This window comes from Desnuesiella massiliensis (assembly GCF_001403615.1).
Lineage (GTDB): Bacteria > Bacillota > Clostridia > Clostridiales > Clostridiaceae > Desnuesiella > Desnuesiella massiliensis.
In genome coordinates this window covers 467,073-491,726 of sequence record NZ_LN879454.1, presented here as the reverse complement: position 1 = coordinate 491,726, position 24,654 = coordinate 467,073, and the positions used below count along the sequence as shown (strand labels likewise).

Annotated in this window: 21 protein-coding genes and 1 other annotated feature; of the genes, 7 read left to right on the top strand and 14 right to left on the bottom strand. The window is 34.5% G+C overall.

The window, feature by feature from the left end:
• The first annotated feature begins 19 nt into the window (after positions 1-19).
• The 5 genes from BN2665_RS06005 to BN2665_RS05990 all read left to right on the top strand — a co-directional run bounded on the left by BN2665_RS06005 (position 20) and on the right by BN2665_RS05990 (position 2,513).
• A complete protein-coding gene (locus tag BN2665_RS06005; RefSeq protein ID WP_055666205.1) occupies positions 20-484 on the top strand; it encodes a hypothetical protein in 465 nt (154 codons plus the stop codon).
• Between the two features lie 63 nt (positions 485-547).
• Complete coding sequence (locus BN2665_RS06000) at positions 548-982, top strand: hypothetical protein (RefSeq protein WP_055666204.1); 435 nt, start codon at positions 548-550, stop codon at positions 980-982.
• Between the two features lie 95 nt (positions 983-1,077).
• Entirely contained in the window at positions 1,078-1,593 is a 516-nt protein-coding gene (locus tag BN2665_RS05995) for a hypothetical protein (protein ID WP_242865901.1), read from the top strand.
• A 65-nt stretch (positions 1,594-1,658) separates the two neighbouring features.
• Positions 1,659-1,817 (top strand): hypothetical protein, encoded by a 159-nt coding sequence (locus BN2665_RS26915; RefSeq protein ID WP_154674874.1) that lies wholly within the window; start codon positions 1,659-1,661, stop codon positions 1,815-1,817.
• Positions 1,818-1,949: 132 nt separating this feature from the next.
• Positions 1,950-2,513: a Uma2 family endonuclease gene (locus BN2665_RS05990; protein ID WP_055666203.1), complete on the top strand. Its 564-nt coding sequence runs from the start codon at positions 1,950-1,952 to the stop codon at positions 2,511-2,513.
• 187 nt (positions 2,514-2,700) lie between these two features.
• Here BN2665_RS05990 and BN2665_RS05985 read toward each other — a convergent pair whose 3' ends face one another.
• From BN2665_RS05985 to BN2665_RS05970, 4 genes are all read right to left on the bottom strand, one after another.
• Complete coding sequence (locus BN2665_RS05985; RefSeq protein ID WP_055666202.1) at positions 2,701-5,343, bottom strand: glycosyl hydrolase; 2,643 nt, start codon at positions 5,341-5,343, stop codon at positions 2,701-2,703.
• 204 nt (positions 5,344-5,547) lie between these two features.
• Positions 5,548-6,444, bottom strand: coding sequence for an alpha/beta hydrolase (locus BN2665_RS05980; protein ID WP_055666201.1), 897 nt, complete (start codon positions 6,442-6,444; stop codon positions 5,548-5,550).
• A complete protein-coding gene (locus BN2665_RS05975) occupies positions 6,441-7,262 on the bottom strand; it encodes an MBL fold metallo-hydrolase (protein ID WP_055666200.1) in 822 nt (273 codons plus the stop codon). The genes BN2665_RS05980 and BN2665_RS05975 overlap by 4 nt, the downstream gene beginning before the upstream one ends.
• On the bottom strand, positions 7,253-8,626 hold the full coding sequence (locus BN2665_RS05970; protein WP_055666199.1) for a PTS transporter subunit EIIC: 1,374 nt from the start codon (positions 8,624-8,626) through the stop codon (positions 7,253-7,255). The genes BN2665_RS05975 and BN2665_RS05970 overlap by 10 nt, the downstream gene beginning before the upstream one ends.
• Before the next feature lie 166 nt (positions 8,627-8,792).
• Between BN2665_RS05970 and BN2665_RS05965 the strand changes: the two genes are divergently transcribed.
• Positions 8,793-9,782, top strand: a complete 990-nt coding sequence (locus BN2665_RS05965) for an AraC family transcriptional regulator (RefSeq protein ID WP_055666198.1) — start codon at positions 8,793-8,795, stop codon at positions 9,780-9,782.
• Positions 9,783-9,822: 40 nt separating this feature from the next.
• On the opposite strand, the gene rhaD is transcribed toward BN2665_RS05965, so the two are convergent.
• From rhaD to BN2665_RS05930, 7 genes are all read right to left on the bottom strand, one after another.
• Entirely contained in the window at positions 9,823-10,650 is an 828-nt protein-coding gene (gene rhaD / locus BN2665_RS05960; protein ID WP_055666197.1) for a rhamnulose-1-phosphate aldolase, read from the bottom strand.
• A 22-nt stretch (positions 10,651-10,672) separates the two neighbouring features.
• Positions 10,673-11,923, bottom strand: a complete 1,251-nt coding sequence (locus BN2665_RS05955) for an L-rhamnose isomerase (protein ID WP_055666384.1) — start codon at positions 11,921-11,923, stop codon at positions 10,673-10,675.
• 56 nt (positions 11,924-11,979) lie between these two features.
• The gene (gene rhaB / locus BN2665_RS05950; RefSeq protein WP_055666196.1) at positions 11,980-13,389 is read right to left on the bottom strand and encodes a rhamnulokinase; all 1,410 of its coding nucleotides are present in this window, start codon (positions 13,387-13,389) and stop codon (positions 11,980-11,982) included.
• A 94-nt stretch (positions 13,390-13,483) separates the two neighbouring features.
• Positions 13,484-14,455: an AraC family transcriptional regulator gene (locus tag BN2665_RS05945; protein ID WP_055666195.1), complete on the bottom strand. Its 972-nt coding sequence runs from the start codon at positions 14,453-14,455 to the stop codon at positions 13,484-13,486.
• 85 nt (positions 14,456-14,540) lie between these two features.
• Entirely contained in the window at positions 14,541-15,818 is a 1,278-nt protein-coding gene (gene serS, locus BN2665_RS05940) for a serine--tRNA ligase (protein ID WP_055666194.1), read from the bottom strand.
• Positions 15,819-15,990: 172 nt separating this feature from the next.
• Positions 15,991-16,199: a binding site (T-box leader), on the bottom strand.
• Positions 16,200-16,379: 180 nt separating this feature from the next.
• On the bottom strand, positions 16,380-17,186 hold the full coding sequence (locus BN2665_RS05935) for a DUF6544 family protein (protein ID WP_154674873.1): 807 nt from the start codon (positions 17,184-17,186) through the stop codon (positions 16,380-16,382).
• 39 nt (positions 17,187-17,225) lie between these two features.
• Positions 17,226-17,657 (bottom strand): MarR family winged helix-turn-helix transcriptional regulator, encoded by a 432-nt coding sequence (locus tag BN2665_RS05930; protein ID WP_055666192.1) that lies wholly within the window; start codon positions 17,655-17,657, stop codon positions 17,226-17,228.
• A 542-nt stretch (positions 17,658-18,199) separates the two neighbouring features.
• Here BN2665_RS05930 and BN2665_RS05925 point away from each other — a divergent pair.
• Positions 18,200-19,183 carry a phosphotransferase enzyme family protein gene (locus BN2665_RS05925; protein WP_055666191.1) on the top strand — a complete coding sequence of 328 codons (984 nt, stop codon included), beginning with the start codon at positions 18,200-18,202 and terminating at the stop codon, positions 19,181-19,183.
• 111 nt (positions 19,184-19,294) lie between these two features.
• Here BN2665_RS05925 and BN2665_RS05920 read toward each other — a convergent pair whose 3' ends face one another.
• The 3 genes from BN2665_RS05920 to uvrA all read right to left on the bottom strand — a co-directional run bounded on the left by BN2665_RS05920 (position 19,295) and on the right by uvrA (position 24,627).
• Positions 19,295-19,906 (bottom strand): methyltransferase family protein, encoded by a 612-nt coding sequence (locus tag BN2665_RS05920; protein ID WP_055666190.1) that lies wholly within the window; start codon positions 19,904-19,906, stop codon positions 19,295-19,297.
• Between the two features lie 128 nt (positions 19,907-20,034).
• Complete coding sequence (locus BN2665_RS05915) at positions 20,035-21,579, bottom strand: response regulator transcription factor (RefSeq protein ID WP_055666189.1); 1,545 nt, start codon at positions 21,577-21,579, stop codon at positions 20,035-20,037.
• Between the two features lie 177 nt (positions 21,580-21,756).
• Positions 21,757-24,627, bottom strand: coding sequence for an excinuclease ABC subunit UvrA (gene uvrA, locus BN2665_RS05910; RefSeq protein ID WP_055666188.1), 2,871 nt, complete (start codon positions 24,625-24,627; stop codon positions 21,757-21,759).
• Between the last annotated feature and the right edge of the window lie 27 nt (positions 24,628-24,654).

Genomic DNA, 24,654 nt, shown 5'->3' with positions numbered 1-24,654 from the left:
CGTGCAAGGGGCCTTTTCAATGGAGTACAAGCAATTAGATGATTATTCTAAAGGATTTTTAGATAGTATCTTAATTAAAATTCCTGAATATAAGCAATATGTAAAATTCAAAAAATATAGTGACGAGAGAGATGAAACCTATGTTTATATAAATATTCCTTGCCCATCTGATGCAGGGATCAATTTGTGGATTTCAACCTATGGTGATGAGACAACAGTAGGATTTGACTATTTTCATTGTCATTTTGGATATAGAGATAGTCATGAGGATGATTATGATGAAGTAATCAAAATGATTAAGGAAATCATTAATGAAGGCATTATTAATATTACTGGAACAAGAGAAGGAAATTTGGCTTTTAGTTGTTTTATTAAACCGGAGGAGATAGCCTCTATGGAAATTGACTACGATAACTATGATGCTATCAGCATAAAATCATGGAAGGGTACTTTTAATGAAATAATTAAAGGTAGTACAGATTAGTAGGATAAAACAAATTATTATAAGTACCTTTTCAACGCATTCAATTTGTAAAGGAGGGTCAAATTGCTTAAAAAAGTATCAGTTTGGTTCTTGGTAATAATATTAATCACTTCTTTATTTATTAATTTCCATCAGTATGGTCAAATTCGTAGCTTCAAGGATAAGCAAAATAGTATAGATAAGGAAACTAAAGCACAAATTCAAACACTTGTAAATTATCTTGAAGAGATAGATAAATTAGATAAAAATACGCTTGAAGGGCAGATGAATTTAACATATCTTTCGCTTGCCTTTTCATCTTACAAAAGAAATGAAATTGTATCAGATGCATTCTACAAGTTGCAGCTCTTAATTCATTCAAATGAAAATTTATCTACTGATGAAATTCGACAAATTAACAGCATATTAAAAAAAATTATAAAACCAGAGAAATCAATAATAGATATAGAGGCCTGCAAGGAACTAGATAATTATATTTTATCAACTTTCTTAAGATAATCATTTTATAACCTTTAGATAGGCAATTACAGGATATTATGACTTTATGTACCTTGCTTCGTATTAAATTATAAAAGTACAAGGGGGAATTTAATATGAGGTTACCCAAAAAAGTTATGTATTTATGTCTCTTTCTAATTGGTGCTTTACTTGTAGTCTGTAACCTAACAAGTACAAAAAATAAATTACCTTCAGCAAAGCCAAAAGATTTCAATTTTGTCTTTAGTTACGGGGTAGGTTCTAGAAATCAATTAGATACTATAAAAGGGACGTATACTAAAGACATGGTTGCAGAACCATCAATTAGTACGAATTTAAAGCTATCTGACGAGGAAATGAATACTATTTATTCAGAAATGAGAAATATTAATATTTTAGATTACTCTAAAAATTTTCACCCAGAAAATAACGCAATAAAAACACCATTCTATACTTATTATATAAAAATAATTGCAGATGGTATAGAAAAAAACATATCTTGGGAAGATGAAAATGCATCTCCATCAAAAGAGGCTGTTCAATTGAGAGGACTTTTTAAAAAGATTCAGGAAATAATAGAGAGCAAGGAAGAAGTCAAGAAATTACCTAAAGCAAAGGGAGGATATGATTAATAAACAATATTCTCAAATTATTTATTAATTATAAGTCTAAAATATTTAGATATTAGCATTTTTTTATGCAGCGATTTAGATTTAAACCTGCAAGCATCTGGGTAATTAAGGCTCCTTTTGATGTAGCAGATGAAATCTTTATGGCGTTAGAGCTTGAAAATAGAAGCCTTGATGAAATTACAGGTACTGTAGTTTATGACAAAGCTTTTTTGAATAGAGTTTGAATACTTAGGATACTTTTTTGTCATTATCTCTATAATATGTTTTCTGATAATGTTCCTTAGAATGCTATAGAAATTAAAATTTATGATATAATATGGTTATTAATTAAATATCATAGCATAAGGAGTGGTTCTATGAATTTAGCTCATAAATCTTATGTTTCCTTTGAAGAGTATATAAAAATAAAAGAGTCTAGTGACTTCTTAATAGAATATTTAGATGGAGTTATTTTAATGGCCCCCTCACCTTCTACAAAGCATCAAAGGATTTCTGGTAAACTCAATACTAAGCTCATGATTTTTCTCGAAGGAAAACCTTGTGAAGTGTTTCAAGCCCCCTATGATATAGAGCTAAAAAGAGAAGGAATAGAGGGTAAAAGAATAGTTATACCAGACTTAAGTGTGATTTGTGATAAAGAAGGCTTTACAGAAAATAATTATGTTGGAGTACCTTCTCTAATAATAGAGATTTTAAGCCCTTCTAATCAGTCTCACGATTTAATTACTAAATTGAACTTATATATGCAATATGGAGTTAAGGAATATTGGATAGTTAACCCCATGAAAGATGCTATTACTATATATGTGTTAAATTCAGAAGGTTTATATGAGCAAGCCGATATAAAGGTTGGCAAGGGTATAATAGAATCTTCCTTCTTAGAGGGGTTCACTATAAATTTAGAATATTTATTTAATTAATACTGATCCATGAACTTGATATGACAAAAATAGGATGCTGCCAGCATCCTATTTTTATTTAATTGGTTACACAATGGGCATATAACTTTTACTTTCTTCTTCGCTTTGCAAATCCTTTATGAGATTGCAAAGCTCTATTATTGTACTATTTAGGTATTATTGACCCTCATTTCTATTATTTTTATTATTAGTATAATGATATATTTACCGGTCCTAATAATCCTGTAGGCTCCTGAACAGCAAATTGAGAAAAAGCATCCTGATGAGCCTTAACTAATGTATTTGTAACCTCTACTATTAGGCTATTTGTACCCTTTTGAAGATCACCCGATATATCGAACTTATATGGAGGACATATTCTAACACCAATGCTTTTGCCATTTAGCCAAACTTCAGCTACTTCGTATACCCTTCCTAAATCCAGCAATGCTTTTTCTGCTGCTTCTTTTGCCTCAAAATTAATTTCATATCTAAAAGTTCCAGAAAAATGTGGATATAAGTTAGGTTTAGCCAGGTTCACTAACTCCCTATGCTCTATTTTCTCTTCAAAATTCGGGTATTCCAATGCTGTAGTCATGGACACTTTCCATTCCCCTGATATATTAAGCTTTTGAACTTCCTTCAAGTCCTCCATGTTATCTACAGCAAAATTTTCTGAATCCTCACTATCAAATATTATTATTTTTGACTCATAAGCGGTTAAGCTAAGAGATAATTCAACTCCATCGCCATTTGATTTCGCGCTACATTTCTTTATCTTATTTTCAAAAGCATCATAGTATACTGCCCTCTTCTTTAATGGAATATATACCTTGGTATCTACGCTTTCATAAGGATGCTCGTTAAAGAACATAAATATATCTGCATCATTTTGCTTGTAGTGATAATAAGTTACATAAGGCTCAAAACTATCTAAAGTAATTTCGTTGAAGCTAAAATTCTTTATCTTCTCTGCTAAAATATTAAGTTCTGCTATCACGCAGTTTTCACTTTCCCCTAGAGTGTTAATTAACTTTTGAGCATCAACGCATTCGCTGGCTCTTTTCGGAAGACTACTAATAAAAATAACCTTAAGTCCTTTTTCCATACACTCAGCTATGCTTTCCAAGAAGTATTTCGGCAGTGCCTCTGCATAAGGAATTACAAGACATTTGAAGCTTTCATTGTTTACTGTTAAATTATTATCTTTTACCTCTAAACCTTCTTTGAAAATATCAGCAGGAATAACGTCGCAGTCGATTTGATTCTGAATCAATTTTTTTACTGCCTTTTCAAATGGAATATATTCTCCTGACCATTCTGCCTCTGCATGATAAAGTACAGCAACAGTGGCTACATGGTTTCCGTCTGAAAGCAGATGGCTTATTCTGTTTGTATAATCAGACCATGTCTTCATGTATTTAAATTGAGGATCATTGCCTCCCGCATAAAAATGCGGTGGACAATCCCAGTCCGGAAATGCCTTTGGTGAAAACGCATGTGGTACAAAATTATTTACACCTCTTACAAGGAGATGATCTGTAAGCCACTTCATAAACTTTAAACCTTCAACCCAGCCATAGGCGCCAAAGAGCTCGCACATAGTCCTTCCCTTTTTCTTAGGGTCTATATGACCAAGCGATGCTCCAAGCTTACCAAGTCCGTAATGAAAGAATTCTCCATCCCAGCCTGCTGCAGTAAAACCCCTGTGTTTAAAGTCCATTCCGGGTACGATTTGTCCTCCGATAACATCAATACCGGACATATCTTGACCATTAAGTGCTCTAAAGAAATGTCCAGGTCCATAACCAAGCCTGCTGTGAGAGCCATTATCTTCAATTACATGCCCTATGTACTCAACCCCGTGCTCCCTACACCAATCTCCTATCTGATCAGTAAAGTTTTTGCCGTAAAGTTTGCTTAGGACATTCATATAAGCATATCTAACTGAATGAGTTTTTTCTCCTCCCTCTGTAAATAGAAGCGGCAAATAGATTAGGATATCTTCACTTATTTCATGCTGCAGTATCTGCAGCATATCATTTCTCCAAGGAAGTACCATTTTAGTCTTTCCTATAGCACCCTCAAAACCCTTTATGTTCCCAAACCTAGGCTCATCAGAGAAAAATCCTGCAAGAGTCTTTCCAAAGTAATCTTTGTATCTATTATAGTGAGCTTCATAAACAGTATCTATTAAAACTCTTGTTGCTTCAGGCACAAGAGGATTTAAATACTCCTTAGTCTGCTCTTCTCCTCCGCTGCGTGTCTGGAAAACAATAAATATGCTCCAATGTCCTTCTGGCAAGTCCCAGTAAAGCATACCATCTTGTACATATTTAGAAACATCTATAAGAGTTTTTTCATCAATTGCTCCTGTCTCATCATCTGATATTTTTGCGGCTATTACTCCTAAAACCTTGTCTTCTTCTTCTGCTTCGTATTCCAGGCTTAATGCTGCACGTCCTGAGAAATATTTCACTATAAAAGAAGAATCTTTTAATGGTCCTGCAAAATCCATACGATGAACATTTATATACCACTTTTTAAGTTCTGGATATTTTTCTTTTATCCTTCCCGCAGCATATCCTGTTGGAAAGTGACTGTCATCTAAAACCCAAACCTTCATGCTGCGTTTTCTCGCCTCATCCATTATGATATCCATATCCCTCCACCATAAGGGACCTACAAAATCAGGGTGAGGCCTCGATTCTATGCAAACAGCCTTAATTCCAGCCTCATCTATATTCTTCATATAATCCTTAAGAATCTCTTCATTTTCAGCATGTTGCCAGAAAAAAGGCATTATATAATTTTTAGCTTTATTATCTAAAACTTCTTCTAGCCTTTTCATAATCCACCTTCCTTACGCTAAGACTTTAATATAAGTAAATCATAACATTTTTGTAACTTACTATCATATAAGAACAAAGCTTATACACTAACCAAATTTAATACTGCACAAATTACAAGACTTGCTAGAGCTGAAAGAACAAGTTACGTAGAATTCAGTATCTATACTAATAGGGTAAAATTTTCTTTAATTCCCCTCATTCTTTTAGCCCAGTGCCTCAATCCATTCAATCGCCAGTTCTGACCAGCTTGCTACATGTGAATTAATCTGCGATTCTTTTTTTGCACTTGTTTTATCTGCCAATGATAATCCATGGTCTCCATTAGAATAAATATGTAGTTCACATTGGATGTTCATTTGGCAAAGTTTTTCTGCATAACGAATACTGTGCAATGGTGATACCGCTTCATCTGTAAAAGTGTGCCACAAAAAGGTAGGTGGTGTATATTCATTAATATGCAATATCGGATTGTAAGTCTTTATCTCGTCTTCTGAAGGATGATTATTTCCGAATTGCGCTTTTCGCGACATATCCCAAAACGTTGCTATATCTATCCTTTTTTCTGTAGTCCCTGTTATATTTTTCATATTTACTTCTTTATCAACTTTTTCTTGTATCTCAGAAATATTAAGTTCAAGATCTAACAATGGATAACATAGTACTACCGCATTTGGTTTAAGTTCCTCCGACTTTCCCTTTCCACGTAAAAGAGGTTTATTCCAGTAACTCCCGTATAATCCACAAAGATATGCCCCAGCTGAAAAACCTAGAATAACTACTTTATTTTCATCTATATTCCATTCCTTAACATTATTTCTTACTATACTAATGGCTTCTGCTAAATCATATAGAGGCTTCGGATATGCAGAATTTTCTCCAGCCGTTGCCGCTGTTGAATACACCAAAACTGCTGCATGATAACCCGCAGCATTCATTCTTATTGCAACACTCTCACCTTCATATGGACTACAATCCAAAAATCCTCCTCCAGGGCAAACTAGAATTATCGGCCTTTTTTGTGTCGCATGGACATTATCTAAAATATATGTTGTTAATGTTGTACGTTCATTGTTACCTATTATAATTTTTTCATTAATCAAGTATTATCCCTCCAATTAGTACGCTCTTTCCACATCTGGATGTCTTTGAGAACTTCAGCCTTGTATTTCAATGGAATAGAATATGAAACATATTTCAAATCCCTTGGACCATCCCCAGCATGAACTACTAGCATATCTTGGATACCATTATTCCATAACTCATTGGCATTTTCCAACTTAGTGCAAATTGTTGTTATTAGATAATTTATTTGTTCCTTTGGTAAAAGAAAAAAATCATGTGCCGATGCTATTTGTTGAAAACCGAGTGATTCTAATTTTAGCAAATCATCAAAAAATTTACTCATTGGAAGCTCATGCACATTAGGACAATAGAAACGTCTTCCGATACTATCTCCGGAAATCAGTATCCTACTTTGTTCATCATAAAATAACAAACTGCCTTTTGTATGGCCTTCAGCACCATAAACATATAATCTACGTTTTCCTAAATTAACAACATCTCCCGAGTACAATGGATGCAATATTCCATGGTAGGCGGTAGCCGGCGTTTCCTCGTTTCCATGTAAAAGTATTTCGTCTGCAGGATGTATCCAAAATTCATCAAATTCATCTAAAGCACCTGCATGGTCGTAATGACCATGCGTCAAGAGCAACTCAACAGGTTTTCCTGCCAGTTTTTCTGCATATTTTCGTAGCCCTCTAACCGGAAGACCTGCATCAATAAGAACTGCTTTTTCATCCCCTATTACCATCCAAGAAACTACTGGAGCTTTTTCAGTTTCCCACTCTGGACAAGAAACAAGGTAAAAATTATCTGCTACCTTCCTATGAAAAAAGTGTCCTATTTTTATAGACATTTTCTTTTTTCCTCCTTAGGCATTCCCCAAAAAGCTGTTAATACAAAACCCAAAATTAAACCTAATAAAGAACTTATTATTGCGCCATAAAATCCCATATCAATTCCATTTGGAGCAATAAAATTCAAAAATCCAAAAATACCCGTTGCTCCAAATGCATATACTTTTGTTCCCATTAATGCTGCTGGTATTGCCCCTAAGCTACCTGCAATTATACCAGTAATAAATGGTTTTTTTAGTGGAAGTAACACGCCGTATATTCCTGGTTCACTAACTCCCAAAATACAGGTAATACCTGTCGATATTCCAAGACTTTTTAATTCTTTATCCTGCTTTGATTTTACTGCAACCGCTAATATCGCACCAGCAACTGCAAACTGATTAGCAGTAAACAAACCCGGCATGGAGGTATGTCCAGTTGCTGCGAGCTCAGATATAAACAATGGAATAAAAGCCCAATGTAAACCCAACATTACAAGAATCATCCACGGTCCACCTAATGCAAGTGCACATATCACTGGAGAAAAATTATATATTGCATTAAGAATCGTTGATAGTATTGAGGAAATTGTATTTACAACTGGCCCTATAACTATAAGTGCAAGAGGCACAGAAACAATCATAGTTAATAATGGCACCATAAAAAATTGAATATTTTTATGGCAAACTCTTTTAAACAACTTATATAAAAAAGATGCCGCATACACTGTTATAATTGCAGGAAATACAGTGCTTGTATAATTTGCAATACCCATCGGTATATGCAAGAAAGTAAATTTTTCTACACTTGCAGCCTGAATAATAGATGGGTAAATCATTGATCCGCCAATAACCATTCCTAAATATTTATTAAAACCAAACTTTTCTGCTGCAGCAGCCCCCAAAAGAATAGGCATAAAATAAAATACTGAATCTGCAATTGCATTAAGCACGATATAAACACCCATTTCAGGCTTCATAATACCTGTTGCTATAGCAGCTGCAAGTAATCCTTTTAGTACACCATTAGCTGCAAATACACCTAAGAATGGAGTAAAAATACCCGATATCGTATTTATAATATTATCCCAAAGACTCTTCTTTTTCGTTGCTATTTCACCTGAATTCATATTTTTTTGTGTTCCAATTAAAGCTATTACCGCCTGATAAAATTGATCAACTTCCGTTCCAACAATAATTTGGTACTGTCCACCTTGTCTAACAATACCTTTGACAGTTTTCATTTTCTTAATTTCTTCGGTGGATGCTAATTCTTCATCATTCAATACAAACCGAAGCCTAGTCATACAATGTGTTACACTGTTTACATTTTCTTTACCGCCAACAGCTTTTAATATTTCTGTAGCTACTTGCTTGTGGTCCATAATTAATTCCCCCTATTAAAAGTTTTATACACGATCTATTATCGCTATGTACAAATGATAACATTTTCATACTCATGGTGAAAATATCAAAACAAAAGATGTTGACTGACCAAACTTAATATCATAATATAAATATAAATGCTAAACCTAGAAAGAAGGTTTTTATATGAACCATAAAGAACTAGATGAAAGACTTAGAACTCTAACAGATAGAGAGTTATATTATAGATCAAATCCAGTTCTTCCAGAAAGATATAGCAAGCACAGTTTAGTTGAATACGAAGGAAAAAAAATATATTTATTCGACTCACAAGATTTAATCATTGGGGAAAATATTACTGTTTCTAAACATACACGTTTTGCAGAAGTACCAATGCATATTCACAATTATATTGAACTAAGCTATGTTTATTCTGGCAATATTACCGAAACCATTAAAAATAAAGTTATTACCTTAAAAGAAGGACAAATATGTATTGTAGACACAGGGGTACCACATTCTATATTACCAACTAAAGAAGAAGATATTATTATTAACATACTAATGCGGAAAGAATACTTTACCACCTCCTTTCTTAGCATGTTATCAAGTAAGGGGATTATATCAGAATTTCTAGTTACTGCTGTATCAAATAAAAAAGATCATGATAATTACATTATCTTTAATTCAGACAACAATAAAAGAATATCTAATCTTATGAAAGAACTTCTTTGCGAATACTTCGACAAGTCTCTTTACTCTGATGAAATTATTAACTGCTATATGATACTCATCTTTACTGAACTGATGAAAGTCTTTCAATACGATGCAAACCAAGCTCATACAAATTCAAGTGGAAGCTTATCTATTATAGATATACTTCAATACCTAGAAGAAAACTATATGACTTGTACCTTAGTTTCTACAGCCGAACATTTTAATTTTCACCCAAACTATCTCAGCTCACTTATTAAAAAGACTACAAATAAATCTTTTAAAGAGCTTATTCAGACCCAAAAACTAACACGTTCTTCTATACTGCTTTCTAACAGCGATATACCTATTTATGAGATTGCAAATGAAATAGGGTACCAAAACCTGAATTTTTTCTATAAGAAATTTAAGGACTACTTTGGAGTTACGCCTAATGAATACAGACAAAAATATAATTCGTAAAACAAAGAAACAGGTATTTGCCATACCTGTTTCTTTTAAGTTATTTATCATATAAAAATTCTTCAGGAAGCATTACTTTAAAATCCTTAGCTAAGTCTCTGAGATTCTGAGGAGTAATAGTCTGAAGTTTATCCGGTCTCATGGATAACGTTTTTACAAGTATCTCTGCAGATTTTTCTACTGTATGCATCAATCCAAAGGTTATATCAAAATCCTCGCCTGAACAGAACATGCCATGATGCGCCCATATTGCAACATCATATTTCTTCATCAATTCGCTAGTAGCTACTGCAATATCACGTCCTCCTGGAACTATCCATGGTACTACACCTACACCGTCAGGGAAAACAACAGGACATTCAGTAGCCATTTCCCAAAGTTCCCGGGTAAATACCTTGTCTTCTAAAGGAAGTACAAAAGTAAGAGCAATAACATTAGTTGTATGAGCATGGTATATTACTCTATGCTTTCTACTAGAAGCAATCATTTTCACTTCATGATTCATGAGGTGAGAAGGTAGTTCGCTGGTTGGGCGATCACCATTAACAAGTCCCCAGCAGATCCTATAGCTTTCCCCTCTATCATCAAGTTCTATCACTGCAAGAGAATCCTCAGGTTTAACTATTATATTTCTAAAATACTTTCCGCTGCCTGTTACAAGGAAATATTCTCCTGCCAGCTTTGGCACGCTCGTACCAATAGCCTTCCACTCACCATTTCTATTTAGATTTTCGGCAACAGATTCCACTTCTTCTTTCTTTATTCTATAGGTTAAGTTACCGCCGTTTCTCTCATGCCAGCCCTGTTCCCATCCGTCGTTTGCCATTCTGATAAAGCCTTGTACAAATTCTGCATCTAATATTCTCATGTTACATCCTCACTTTCTAACCTTAGTTTCTCTTACTCAAAACGTCTTTCTCATATTTATTTACTTCTTCAAACCAGCCTTCTTTCTGAGGAACGATATTTATTTCACAGAAGTAGTTCCATACATCGCCTACAGGATATAGCTTTAGCTCCTCCTGTAACATCATAAGCTCTGTAAACTGTCTGTCATTCTGCAGTTTGGCTAATCTTTCATTGGGAAGTAAAAGTGCATTAAGCAGTGCCTTCTGCATATTTCTCATTCCAACAACCCAGGCCGAAATTCTGTTTATGCTGGCATCAAAGAAATCAAGTGCCAATATTACTCTGCTTGCATCGTTTCTTATAATTTCCTTAGCAATTTCCTTTGTTTCTTCATCGAATAAAACTACGTGGTCGCTGTCCCAGCGAACAGGTCTTGTTACATGGAGAGCTACCTTATCTGAGAACAGCAGCATTGAAGATATTTTATCTGCAACAGATTCTGTGGGATGATAATGTCCATTATCCAATAGACAAAGCAAATCATTCTTAGCAGCATAATTCATATAAAATTCATGAGAACCTACTGTATAGCTTTCAACGCCTATTCCAAACACCTTTGATTCTACTGCTACATATACCTTGCTCTTATCGTAAGGAATAGAGAGAATCTGATCTAAAGAATCTTTTAACCTTGCTCTCGGTGTCATCCTATCTGTCGGTACATCCTTAAAGCCGTCTGGTATCCATATATTCATGGTACAGGGTTTTCCTAGCTCTGTGGCAAAATATTCTGATATACGGAGACAGCACTTTCCATGCTCAATCCAGAACTTTCGTAAATCCTCATCCTCACTGGATAAAGTTGCATTTGAAGCCTTGGTATGTGAAAAATATGTTGGATTAAAATCTAATCCCAGGTTTCTCTTTTTCGCGAATTCCACCCATTTTTTGAAATGCTTTGGCTCAAGCTTATCCCTGTCTACCATCTCACCATCTTCAAATATTGCATAGCTTGCATGCAGGTTTATTCTGTGAACTCCAGGGATAAGGCTCAGCGCTTTATCTATATCCTCCATAAGTTCTTCTGGGTTTCTGGCCTTTCCGGGATAATTTCCTGTAGCCTGAATTCCGCCGGATAACGCCCCATCTCCCTCAAAACCGGCCACATCATCTCCCTGCCAGCAGTGCATGGATATCGGAATTTCTTTGAGAGCCTTTATAGCAATATCTGTGTCTACGCCTATTCTTTTGTATATTTCTCTTGCAGATTCATAACGTTGTTTCGTTGTCATATTCATAATACTAACCTCCTTCTATTTCTTATTCTACACATAAAGATTATTAATCTTTATGCTCCATAATTTTCATATTCTTTTATTTCAAATGATTTATATACACAGTTTCTTGCATCATTTAAATCAGTGAATTCTTTATTTTTCATCATCTGAACCATTATATTTCCAATGGCTGTGGCCTCCGTTGGGCCTGCAAAAACTTTTCTGCCAGTATACTTTGCAGTAAGTTGATTCAGATATTCTGCATTTGCTCCTCCCCCTATTACATGGATGTGATCATAGGAACATCTTGTCATCTTCTCTATCTCTTTAATTGTGTTGCCATAGCATACAGCTAAACTGTTATATATTACTGAAGCAATTTCAGCATCAGTAACCGGTTCCCTTTGATTTGTTTTTCTGCAAAACCACTTTATTTCGTTAATCATACTTTCAGGCGCTAAAAAGCAATCATCATTGCAATCAACTATGGAATCTATAGTTTCTGTCGATGCTAGCTCACATACTTCCGCAAATGAGTAGAATGTGTTAAACTCTTTTTTTGCAAATTGAATCATCCAAAGTCCCATAATATTTTTCAGGTATCTGAACCTGTAATTGTAGCCACCTTCATTTGTAAAGTTATGCTCTCTGCTTTTTAAAGAACAATCTGCTTCCGTTGTCTCTATCCCCATCAATGACCAAGTTCCTGAACTAATATATAAGGAATTGTCCTTATTAGAAGGCATTGCTATCACCGCTGAACCCGTATCATGTGTTGCAGGGAGCACAACTTGACAGTCATATCCTACTTTCTTCTGAACTTCCTCAGTCAAACTGCCAAGCACTGTACCCGGCAAAACAATATCTTCAAATATCTCCTGTGGAAACCCTAACAATTCTATTAATTCCTTATCCCATTTTTTTGTTTTGGGACTAACAAGCTGAGTAGTAGTGGCATTGGTATATTCCGTTTTCTTAACTCCGCTCAAAAGAAAATGCAGATAATCTGGAATCATCAACATACTCTTGGCATTTTTCAGTTGCTCCGAATGCTTTTCTTTCACTGCCATCAGTTGATAAATAGTATTAAAAATCTGTTTTTGTATTCCGGTTCTTTCATAAAGCTTTTCTTCAGAAATAATGGAATACACTTTTCCATCTATCCCTTTTGTACGGCTGTCTCTGTATCCAACTGTATTGCCCAAAACTTTATCATCTTTATCAAGAAGTACGAAGTCAACACCCCAGGTATCGATACCTATGCTCTCAGGTATCTTTCCTATTTTTTTGCACTTCTTCATACCAACTTTAATTTCATTGAATAGTCTTTCCAGGTCCCAGCAGAGCTCTTCATCTTTCATCTTCATTCCATTTTCAAAACGGTGAACTTCTTCCAATATCATTTTTCCATCTTCGAGATGCCCGAGCATGTGTCTTCCGTTGGATGCCCCGATATCTATGGCCAAATAGTATTTAACCATTACCCTCCTCCTTTCTCTATATCAATATTTTAAAGCGAAAAAAAACATAAAAAAAGAACACTATTTGCCAAAAAAAGTGTCCTTATTTGCAAAACTATTTTATTTTATTTTGCGATAATCTATATTGCTTTGGTGAAACTACATACCTGCTTTTGAAAATGCGGTGGAAGTAGCTTAAATTATTATAACCTACAGCATAGCCCACATCAGCTACAGACATATTTGTATTAATCAGTAAAAAAGCAGCTTGATTTAGACGCTTTGTTTGCACAAGATCAGTATAAGTTTTTCCTGTAAGCTTCTTAGTCACTCTGCTCAGCCAATATAAATCGTAATGTAATTTCTCTGCGAGACTTGATAATTCACCGTCTTTATAGTGTTCCTCTATAAACCTGAGTACAGTGAGCATCAGTTCATGTTCAAAGTGATTTTTTCCTGCGGTGACTTTGTCTGTATGATTCATAAGTTGTAAAAATAATAGTCCCATTGTAACTTGATTAATACTCCGCTTATTCTGCTGATTATTGATAAGCGTCCATATAAGATTCTCAACAAGATTTTGTATAGGCAGGATATCTGTAACTTTAAAATGCAGGTATCCAATATCATAGTCATTACCTCTGAGACATCCTATAATAAAACTCCTCACCATATTCTCTTCCTCACCGATCATTTTTAGTGATTGGTCAAAGAATTCGGGGAGGATGATAAAGTTCACCGCAATGTCATTCTCGCCTGCAGGAAGAATTTCTTGGGTGGCATTCTGATTGAGGAAAAGAAGCTCACCTTTATTAAGTTTAACCTTATCCCCGTTAATAATATGCTCCGTATGCCCTTCACACATATATACAACCTCTACATAATTATGTGTGTGTTTGGGGAAATGAATGAACCGAGTATGTATTCTAATCTCAATGAGCTTACCGCTGTCTAAAAGTTTCTTACTGTCCACTATTGATGCCTGTGAACTCATATATAATTCCTTGTTAATTTCATTTCTTCCGTGTACAATATCCAATTCTTCCTGTGTAAGTTGTTTTAGCTTATCTAAAATTTCTTTGTTCATCTTTCCATCTTGCCTAGCTTTCTCTATATTGTATTATATTCCAAGCAGCGCATCAAATTTAAAATTGAATACGCTGCTGTTATTATTATTTAATCACTGTCATACCACCCATATATGGTTGTAATGCAACAGGAATATTCACAGAACCATCCTCATTTAAGTTATTCTCTAAAAAGGCAATCAACATTCTTGGAGGTGCTACTACAGTATTATTTAGTGTATGAGCAAAATATTTACCCTTTTCACCATCTACACGGATTTTTAGACGGCGTGCTTGTGCGTCTCCTAAGTTTGAGCAGCTTCCCACTTCAAAATATTTTTTCTGTCTAGGAGACCAAGCTTCCACATCTATTGATTTTACTTTTAAATCTGCTAAGTCCCCTGAGCAGCACTCTAAAGTCCTTACTGGTATATCTAAAGAGCGGAATAAATCTACTGTATCTTTCCACAACTTATCAAACCACATCATGCTTTCTTCTGGTTTACATAGGACGATCATTTCCTGCTTTTCAAACTGATGAATCCTATATACCCCTCTTTCTTCCAAACCGTGAGCTCCTTTTTCCTTTCTAAAGCAAGGTGAATAGCTAGTGTAAGTTTGAGGTAGAGAAGCTTCTGGCAATATTGTGTCTATAAATTTACCAATCATGGAATGCTCACTAGTTCCAATCAAATATAGATCTTCCCCTTCGATTTTATACATCATAGCATCCATCTCTGCAAAGCTCATAACACCAGTTACAACCTCGCTGCGAATCATAAAAGGCGGAATGCAATATGTAAAGCCACGATTTATCATGAAGTCTCTTGCATAAGAAATCACTGCAGAATGAAGTCTAGCCACATTACCTAATAAGTAGTAAAAGCCATTACCAGCAACCTTTCTAGCGCTATCCAGATCAATACCACTTAGCTTTTCCATGATTTCAGCATGATATGGAACCTCAAAATCAGGTACAAAAGGCTCACCGTAACGCTCTACCTCTACATTTTCACTATCATCCTTACCAATAGGAACACTAGGATCAATTATATTTGGAATTACCATCATAATATTTTTAACTTTTTTCTCTAATTCAGCTTCTTTTATTTCTAGCTGAGCTAAATGTTCAGAATCCGCAGTTACTTGCCTCTTCATCCCCTCTGCTTCTTCCTTTTTTCCTTGAGCCATTAATGCACCAATCTGCTTTGAAATCTTATTTTTATTAGCTCTTAGGGCTTCTGCCTCGTGCTTTGCATTTCTTAGCTCAACATCCAAAGCTATTACTTCATCTACTAGATCTAGCTTATTATGTTGAAACTTATTTTTTATGTTTTCCTTAACAATTTCGGGATTTTCCCTTACAAATCTTAAATCTAACATATTTTTTCCTCCTCATAAAATATATATATTATTATTAATTAAAATCAAAATAAAAAAACCTCCATCCCATATAGAGAAACAAGTTCAACTATTAATTTATACATGCACCCTAATGGCTTAAAGCTGCCATTTTGGAGTATGCACAAGTTAAGTTTCACCGTTGTTTCCCTGTAAATGGGACGGAAGGAATCCGCGTTGCCACCCAAATTGCTGGTAAATAATAAAAACCAGCCACTCTACTTTAGTAAAATAAAGGTTACTAACCTTTCGATTCATCACCGACAGCTCCAAAAGTGGAAGGATTTATTCTTTCACCGACTCTCACCAACCATCGGCTCTCTGAAGAAATTTATAAATCGTAGCTTTTATAATCGCTGTTTTTGCTATATATCATTTTATTAATTATATATATTTTTATTCTGATTTTCAAGTAAAGTTTGTCTTTAGTTTACTTTTAATAGGACTATTAACATTAATAGTGTTACTTATTAAAAAAGTTCACTTATTTGTGGCACGCTTCTCCATATCAGTTATAGGTGCGGTTTTTACATTGATATATTTCTACTGATAAGATATTTTCATATCAGTACTATTAAAGTAAATAAAATCTCCACTACTATAATTCCATACTGCTTGAAATTTTGTTGGTACATTAATTCCGTTGATTACTTTATAATCCATTGCAATAGCAGACCATTTTTCATAGGTGTTAGTCTCAGCACATAGTCTTTTATCAACTACAAAACTTGTCATCTCATAATTTTTATTAAAATAGAAAATTCCACTAGTTTCTGCACCGTTCTTTTCTATTGTTGCTTCTACACTATATTCATCGATTTGTTTATATTTAATTTTTTCTTGAAGAGCAAGGCTAGGATGCATTAGGCATTCAGATAAATAAGCCGAATCTATAATATCAAAGGAATTGTTAAATAAAGTTATATGTTTTGCAACAACGCCTTTCATAGAGCCTCTTCCATCTTTACACATATCAATCCCCTGGAATGGTATTCCGTACATTTTTGAGTCTATTAAAGCCAGTCTAGTGGGCTCTTTTACAAAATCATATGCCATATAGTCAATTTTCAATGTAGGTTTGCCAACACCCATGGAAAAATCAACATCCTTAAAATTAAATATTACAGCACTTGCACTCTCTATGCCTATATAGCCATTTTTAATAAAATACTTCTGTAATACTTCAGGTAATATCTTTAAATCATCCTCTGTAATTTTATCCTTTGGCAGCCTATACTCTTCACTAAACTTTTTAATATTGTTCCAATATTCCTTTTTTACTGGTGAATACGGAATCATTAAATATATAATAATTCCCCCAACTACTAATAATATGCTAATTAAAATCATTTTTCTTTTCCCCCCTTTTTTCATATAACACTCCCCTCTCTAATCAAAATTTAATATGTTTTTTTCAAGCTTCTTCATAGTTGAAAACATATCACCTATTTCATCATCACTTAATCCATCATATAAACTTTCAAGAAATTCTTCTTCTCTACTTTGTCTACTTTCCAAATAAGAAAGGCACCTTTCTGTTAAATTAATTCTTAAGGCTCTACTATCATTAACATCCTTTTGAAGCTCTACAAATCCCACTTTCTCTAAATGCAATGCAAGCTTCTTTACGTTTTGCCTACTATATCCAATAATTTTTGAAACCTCAGTAAGAGTTGGATTTTCAATTCCACTTCTTATTATGGAGATTAATAAAAACCATTGTTTAGTTGTGATTTCAGAAAACAACTTATCTCCTGCGTTTTGTATTCTATTAGAAAGAAAAAATATAGCTCCAAATATATATGCTTTCTTTTTCATCATTTTACCATCTCCTTAATAGGTAACTAGTTACCTATTACTAATATATGCCTTTGGAAAATATCTGTCAACATTTTTCTATAATATCCCTGCTATTGTATTTTCAGTAATCATATGCTACATTATAATTAAAGCTTAATAGTAAAATTTAGGCGAAGGGAGTGAATTTTTTATATGCAAAAGTTACATGAGGTGGTCTTAAAATAATTGCATATAGGTTCAAAAGGAGTTTTTTAAGGGTACCTTGTATACTCTTTATTTGTTTTGCCTTTTGAACAACTTTAATTTAACCTTTCAGCCTTAATATATAGTATTAAAGTGCACGGTACAGGTTATCGTGTATTTTTTGTGCCCAAATATTAGGTATTCCGCAGTAGGTTAATTTTACTGTGGTATTTTTATATACTTTTTTAAGCTAATTTCTTCAAAACTTCATAGTAACTCTATTTCAAATACATATTAGGCTTTAAAATCTCAGTAAACTTAAGATTGGGTTACAACAGGAAGTAGAATAAATAAAATTTATAAGAAGTGAGGTATGTTGAATGTTAAAATTAAAATATTTATTTGATAATAAAGATTTAGCCAATATGATCCTTAATAATTGGGAGTATGATTATGATGACCCTAATTTTCTAAAGTATTATAGAATTTCCTCCAATGCAGTTTATTGGTGTAAGTATCAAGGCAATACTTTTTTTCTTCGATTTGCACCTGCTGAAGAAAAAAACAAAGAAAAAATACTTGCTGAGCTTGAGTTTTTAACCTATTTAAGAAATAATGGCTACCCTGCAGTAGAAACTATATTATCTAAAGCCGGCAAGGAACTTGAAGCAGTAAATACCCCTTGGGGAATCTATTATGCTGTTGCATTTAAAAAGGCATCTGGTAAGCAAATATCAGGAGTAACTTTGACAGAGGATATAATCTTCGGATTAGGTAAATCTTTAGGAAAATTGCATAAATTGAGCAGTGAATATGGCCCAGCAAACAATAGACGTGATGATTGGAAAGAAACAATGAACTGGATGGAAGATGTGTTATCAGCTTTTCCAGATGAGGTTGCCGCTAAAAGCGAGTTAACTATACTTAAAGATTACTTTTCAAAGCTACCAGCTACAAAAGAAAACTTTGGACTTATTCATTACGACTTCGAACCTGACAATGTATTTTATGATGATATTACAAAAAACCATACACCCATAGATTTTGATGATGCAATGTATCATTGGTACGCAATGGATGTTGAGCAATCCTTAGACAGCATAAAAGAAGATATACCAGAAGAGCAAGTGGAGTCTGCTATAAATCAATTCATTAATGGTTATCGCTCAGAGTATGATTTTTCTGATGATATGCTTAAATTATTGCCTGTTTTCAGAAGATACGCTGATTTATATGGGTATGTGCGTGTGCTTCGCTCCGTAGAAGAAAAATGGGACAATGAGCCTGATTGGATGGTAAATTTGAGAGTTAAGCTGGAGAATTTATCAAATAGCGGAAAAGACGACTTTGCAAAGCCAATTTAATCTCAAAATTTAGACATATTTAACTAGTCAACTAAGATGGATTGAGCTCTGCATGATACAGGACTCAGTCCTCCTTAGTTTTCACTTAATTCTTTTCTTATTTATAGTAAATCATAGTATGAATGGAATAAACATTTTAGTCTTCTTCATGTACATGATATATTCTTCCCCAAATTCTTCAATCATATTTTTTTCTTCTTTTTTTGCAAGTTTGTAGTACATCCATACTACAAAGGGCCACATAATAAGCATTGGTAGTGTTGCCCATTCAAGAATCATTCCTATAGTCAAAAGTATAAATCCCGTATATTGAGGATGACGAATATATTTATATATCCCTGTTTTTACCACCTTGCCCTTTCCGCCTTCCTTTGACCAGTATTTATGATATATGTTGTACCATCCATTACTGATAAGCAATAATGAAACTACTGCACATAGTATATTTAAATACATACCAGTATATCCTATTTTGCTAAAAAGAGTGTGACCCCATAAAACCCCTTCTGGTAAGTTCTTTCCAATTATCCATGAAATAAGATACATACTCATAGGAATGCCATGCATTTCTATTGCAAAGGCAAGAATAAAAGCAAAATAAGCTGTAGCAGGCTTTCTATCCATTTTCTTATAAAAGGGTATAAATAGCAGCGCTATTGAGTAAACAATAGTAAAAAATAATACTCCCCACCATTGATGGTAATGACTTTGTAATGTCTCCATAAGCAGAACCTCCTGAAATATTATATCTACATTTTACACTAGAAAAACCCAAAAAAAGCCTAACCTAGGTTAGGGCTCAGGTTAGGTTTTTAGTTATACTGTAAGATGTTATTTAATATTGGTGTGGTTTAAGAAATCTCTCCTAGGGTTTTTGCTTTATCAATTGCCTGCACTCTGTTCTTTACTTGGAGCTTGCTGAAAATATGGTTTATATGCCACTTTACAGTGCCAACACTGATAAAAAGTGTTTTACTTATTTCATCATTACTCTTTCCTAAGGCAATGTGCTGCATAATTTCTTTCTCTCTTATTGAAAGTAAAGACTCCTGATAGCCAACCTCCTTTGAAATGTACTTATTCTCCAAAATTTTATACAATTTCTTGTCAATGGTTTTTAAAAGATCAACGGATTTCATAGGGAACATATAAAAATTAGCACTTATACCGTACTCCTTGTAAATAGATACAGCTTCCTTGAGACATAATTCAGTTTCCCTTTGTTTATCCTCAATAAAATGAATTTCAGCTAGTAGAACTAAAAACATCTGAATATATGATACAAGACCAATAAAACGTAATTTTTTTAAGCTCTCTAATATATCATCTATTGTAATCAAATCGCTATATCCCTTTAGCTTTAAATAGCCAAGAGTTTCAAGAAGTATAAACGGACTTTTTTCTCCGCCCTTCATATATTCAACTTCAAATCTTTCAATATCAGGCTGAATTAATTTTTTATTCTCTTCTTTGCAGCACATTATCCTAAACATTGAAAGAAGTAAATCAGTCATAGTATAATGCATCTTTCCAAAGTCACTCTCTGATTGTTTAAGAATATCCTCCATACCAGTTTTATCATTAAGAATAAAATATGCTTTAAACAGATAAAGCTCAGTTATCCCATGCATATGAAGTAAATTCATTTTATCAATGCTTGACTTGGCAAGTTTTAAATGATGAATAGCAAGATTAGGTTTATTTAAATCAAAATAGCACATACCTAATGGTAGATGTATTATATTCCAATAATCTTGAATCTCTTCTTTATAACTGGCATAGGTAACTAGCATTTTATTACATTCATCTATAACATAAGAAACCTCTCCTAGTTTATATTTATTAAGGGCCTTATTCACAAAGGCTACCACTGCAAGAAAAAACATATCTAATAATTTAAATATTTGAAATGATTCATCAAACATTTGTGCAGCATCACGATATTTATCAAAACCAGAAAGTATCTGTCCATATGTAAGCTTTGCATTTGCCATAAAAAGCCCCTTATCATCCTTTGGAAGGATATCAATAGATAGTTTTGCATATTTAAGTCTTTCCATATGGTCTATAGAAAACCCTGTCAATGCTTTTAGAGAGTAATAGAAGGAGTTTTCATAGCATCCTCTAAGCTCTGCTTCATCAATATACTTTACAGTTGCTGTAAATCCTGCATTGTCTCCACTTAAAAAGGCTAACCAAGCTTTAGTAAGTACAGGCATCATTTTACTTGAAGTTGATATATCTATATTCTTAAGCATATGGTAATACTTGAAAATATTTGGTGTTGAGAAAAAACTAACTACATTCTCTTCCATATAATCAAATACATCCTTAAGAGATCCAGCATTAAGTACCTTATGAAGACTCTTCTGGAATTCATCATTATTATCCAACATCCTCACCCCATAAACTTATTTGCATAATAATATATTAATTCTAATATTTAACATCCATATATTTATCTTATCAGACTATTGAACATATAAACAAGCCTTTTCCCAAAAGGTCCAAGTGGCAAGGGGACGTTTCCAATGCCACATATGGCACTGGAAACGTCCTCTTGCTACAACATATCATTCAAGAACTTCTCGTAAAAATTTTCCCGTATATGAAGCTTTAACCTTTGCCACCTGTTCAGGAGTGCCCTCTGCCACTACATGTCCGCCTCCGTTACCTCCTTCTGGTCCCATATCTATGATATAGTCTGCGGATTTGATCACGTCTAGATGATGCTCAATAACCAATACCGTATGTCCCTTGTCAACAAGCTTGCTTAAGCAGTCTATCAGCTTTTGAATATCTGAAAGATGAAGGCCTGTAGTTGGTTCATCCAGAATATATAAGTTATGTGCTCCCCTCTTGATCTTTGACAGCTCATAGGCTAGCTTTACTCTTTGAGCTTCGCCGCCAGACAGAGTTGTTGAACTTTGACCAAGGCGCATATATCCTAACCCTAACTCATTAATGATTTCTAGCTTGTGCTTTAGATACTTATGTTCCTTAAAGAAATCCAACGCTTCTTCCACAGTCATTTCTAGTACATCTGCAATGCTTTTGTCCTTATATTTAATCTCAAGACCTTCATTGGAAAAACGCATGCCTTTACACACAGGACATATGGTTTCAATATCTGCCATGAACTGAAGGTTTGTAACTATGATTCCATCACCACCACAATGTTCACATCTGGTTCCATTAGCATGGGTTAAACTGAAATCTATCTCCCTATAGCCGCGAGCCACCGCTTCAGGCTGCATTGTAAAGATTTCACGTATCTTGTCATAGATACCTATATAGGTTGCCGGATTGGATTTGCTGTTTCTGCCAATGGGAGACTGGTCAATGTTTATTACGTTATTTAGTAATTCAGCTCCGAAAACAAAATCATGCTCTCCGGAAACAATCCTAGCCCCTGTTTTATTAACCTTAAGCTGCTTATAAAGTATCTCATTAATCAATGAACTTTTACCAGAGCCTGACACTCCCGTAACACAGATAAAGACACCTAGAGGTATATCAAGGTCTACATTCTTTAAGTTATTCTCCCTTGCGCCCTGAATAGACAAGAAAGTATCCCCTAGATTCCTTCGCTGCTTCGGTACAGGTATATGGGCTTCGCCAGACAAATACTTACCGGTTATGGATTCAGGTTCACCCATAATATCTTCAACCCTACCAGAGGCTACTATATTACCACCATGTACACCGGGACCTGGCCCTATTTCTATGATGTGGTCTGCACTCTTTATAGTATCCATATCATGCTCCACCACAATAACAGTATTTCCTATGTCCCTCAGCTTTTTCATTGTATCTATTACTTTCATAGAATCTCGTGGGTGGAGTCCAATACTAGGCTCATCCATTACATATAGCATGCCCATAAGCTCACTACTAATTTGTGTGGACATCTTAATTCTTTGCATCTCGCCACCTGAAATGCTATCACTTCTTCTGCCAAGGCTGATGTAATAAAGTCCAATGTCAATTAAAAGCTTTAGCCTGGCGCTTATTTCACGGATAATGGTACTGGCAACTTCCTCGATATCTTCACCAAAGCTTAAAGATTGTAAAAACTCTAATAGCTCTGGCAGCTGCATTCTGCTTAGCTGATCTATATTTTTCCCACCAACGGTAACCTGTAGCCTTTGTCTTTTTAGTCTAGCCCCCTGGCATTCAGGGCATATCTTTTCTATCATGCACTCTTTAATAAAATTGGGTTCAAAAGCCTCACTGGTGGACGTCTTTCTTATGTAATGCTTATACCAACTCTCTAGTTCATAAACAAAACCTCTAAAGGGCCTAGCCTTTCCAGTTAACCAATTCCTCTTATTAGAAAAAGGTGGTTGAAGCATTTCTACAACTTCTCCCTTTGTCCCATAGAAGAGAAGCTCATGAATATGCTTTGGAAGATCTTTAAAGGGTGTATCAAGACTAAAGTCATATTTTTGAGATAGACTATACATCATTACCGTACGGTAGCTATCTTTGCCCGATGGATTAAACACTGTGTTTTTCAGAGCTCCCTTGTTTATACTTTTTTCCGGTGCAACAATTAAAAAACGTGGTTCCACAACATAGGACATCCCTACACCTAGGCAGGTATGGCATGAACTTGCAGGAGAATTAAAGGAGAAATGAAAGGGTTGCATTTCACAAAGGGAATAATGATGCTCTCTGCATCCGAAATCTTTATAGAATCCTGGATTTACTCCCCCTATAACCTCCACCTTTATCATAATATCTTCATCCAGCGCAATCATAGCAGCCTCAATGGATTTTGTAAGTTGAATATAGGTATCCTTCTTTAATGTAAAACGATCTATTATCAATTCTATTTTGTAAGTCTTGTTCTCATCCAGCTCCCTTTTTTCAGCTAGTGAAAAAGGCTCTCCGTCAATCAGCAGATTTTTATAGCCTTTTTCTCTTAATGTGTGAAAGGTATAATCATAATCTTCTCCAAATATCTTGTATATGGGTGCTCTAAGCTCAATAACCTTACCTTCTGGAAGGGTTGAAATATGTTCTGCAATCTGTGCCGCTGACAACTGCTTAAGGGGCTCACCACATTCAGGACACCTTCCTACACCTGCTGTAGAAAACAGTAATCTCATATAATCGTTAATGTCTGTAACAGTACCTACTGTTGAGCGGGGATTGTTGTTGCCTTTTTTCTGCTCGATGGCAATAACAGGAGATAATCCGCGAACATAGTCCACCTTAGCTTTTTTTAGCTGACTTATACGACTTTTAGCAAAGGTAGAAATAGAATCAAGGAATCTTCTCTGGCCTTCTCCATAAATAACATCAAAGGCCAATGAGGATTTTCCTGATCCAGATACACCAGTGATAACGGTCAGCTTATCTCTAGGAATCTCTACAGATATGTTCTTCAGATTATTCTGCTTCGCTCCTGATATTTCAATATTGGTTCTAATAGACATATTACCTCTCCTCTCTACTTTATAGTT

What these genes read in the sequence shown, in the direction of transcription:
- BN2665_RS06005 (WP_055666205.1), top strand. Translation starts at nt 20, where the DNA reads ATGGAGTACAAGCAATTAGATGATTATTCTAAAGGATTTTTAGATAGT.
- BN2665_RS05925 (WP_055666191.1), top strand. Translation starts at nt 18,200, where the DNA reads ATGTTAAAATTAAAATATTTATTTGATAATAAAGATTTAGCCAATATG.
- BN2665_RS05995 (WP_242865901.1), top strand. Translation starts at nt 1,078, where the DNA reads ATGAGGTTACCCAAAAAAGTTATGTATTTATGTCTCTTTCTAATTGGT.
- BN2665_RS05930 (WP_055666192.1), bottom strand. Translation starts at nt 17,657, where the DNA reads ATGATGAAAAAGAAAGCATATATATTTGGAGCTATATTTTTTCTTTCT.
- rhaD (WP_055666197.1), bottom strand. Translation starts at nt 10,650, where the DNA reads ATGAGAATATTAGATGCAGAATTTGTACAAGGCTTTATCAGAATGGCA.
- serS (WP_055666194.1), bottom strand. Translation starts at nt 15,818, where the DNA reads ATGTTAGATTTAAGATTTGTAAGGGAAAATCCCGAAATTGTTAAGGAA.
- BN2665_RS05990 (WP_055666203.1), top strand. Translation starts at nt 1,950, where the DNA reads ATGAATTTAGCTCATAAATCTTATGTTTCCTTTGAAGAGTATATAAAA.
- BN2665_RS05945 (WP_055666195.1), bottom strand. Translation starts at nt 14,455, where the DNA reads ATGAACAAAGAAATTTTAGATAAGCTAAAACAACTTACACAGGAAGAA.
- BN2665_RS05965 (WP_055666198.1), top strand. Translation starts at nt 8,793, where the DNA reads ATGAACCATAAAGAACTAGATGAAAGACTTAGAACTCTAACAGATAGA.
- BN2665_RS05915 (WP_055666189.1), bottom strand. Translation starts at nt 21,579, where the DNA reads ATGTTGGATAATAATGATGAATTCCAGAAGAGTCTTCATAAGGTACTT.
- uvrA (WP_055666188.1), bottom strand. Translation starts at nt 24,627, where the DNA reads ATGTCTATTAGAACCAATATTGAAATATCAGGAGCGAAGCAGAATAAT.
- rhaB (WP_055666196.1), bottom strand. Translation starts at nt 13,389, where the DNA reads ATGGTTAAATACTATTTGGCCATAGATATCGGGGCATCCAACGGAAGA.
- BN2665_RS05955 (WP_055666384.1), bottom strand. Translation starts at nt 11,923, where the DNA reads ATGACAACGAAACAACGTTATGAATCTGCAAGAGAAATATACAAAAGA.
- BN2665_RS05985 (WP_055666202.1), bottom strand. Translation starts at nt 5,343, where the DNA reads ATGAAAAGGCTAGAAGAAGTTTTAGATAATAAAGCTAAAAATTATATA.
- BN2665_RS05975 (WP_055666200.1), bottom strand. Translation starts at nt 7,262, where the DNA reads ATGTCTATAAAAATAGGACACTTTTTTCATAGGAAGGTAGCAGATAAT.
- BN2665_RS05920 (WP_055666190.1), bottom strand. Translation starts at nt 19,906, where the DNA reads ATGGAGACATTACAAAGTCATTACCATCAATGGTGGGGAGTATTATTT.
- BN2665_RS05935 (WP_154674873.1), bottom strand. Translation starts at nt 17,186, where the DNA reads ATGATTTTAATTAGCATATTATTAGTAGTTGGGGGAATTATTATATAT.
- BN2665_RS05970 (WP_055666199.1), bottom strand. Translation starts at nt 8,626, where the DNA reads ATGGACCACAAGCAAGTAGCTACAGAAATATTAAAAGCTGTTGGCGGT.
- BN2665_RS26915 (WP_154674874.1), top strand. Translation starts at nt 1,659, where the DNA reads ATGCAGCGATTTAGATTTAAACCTGCAAGCATCTGGGTAATTAAGGCT.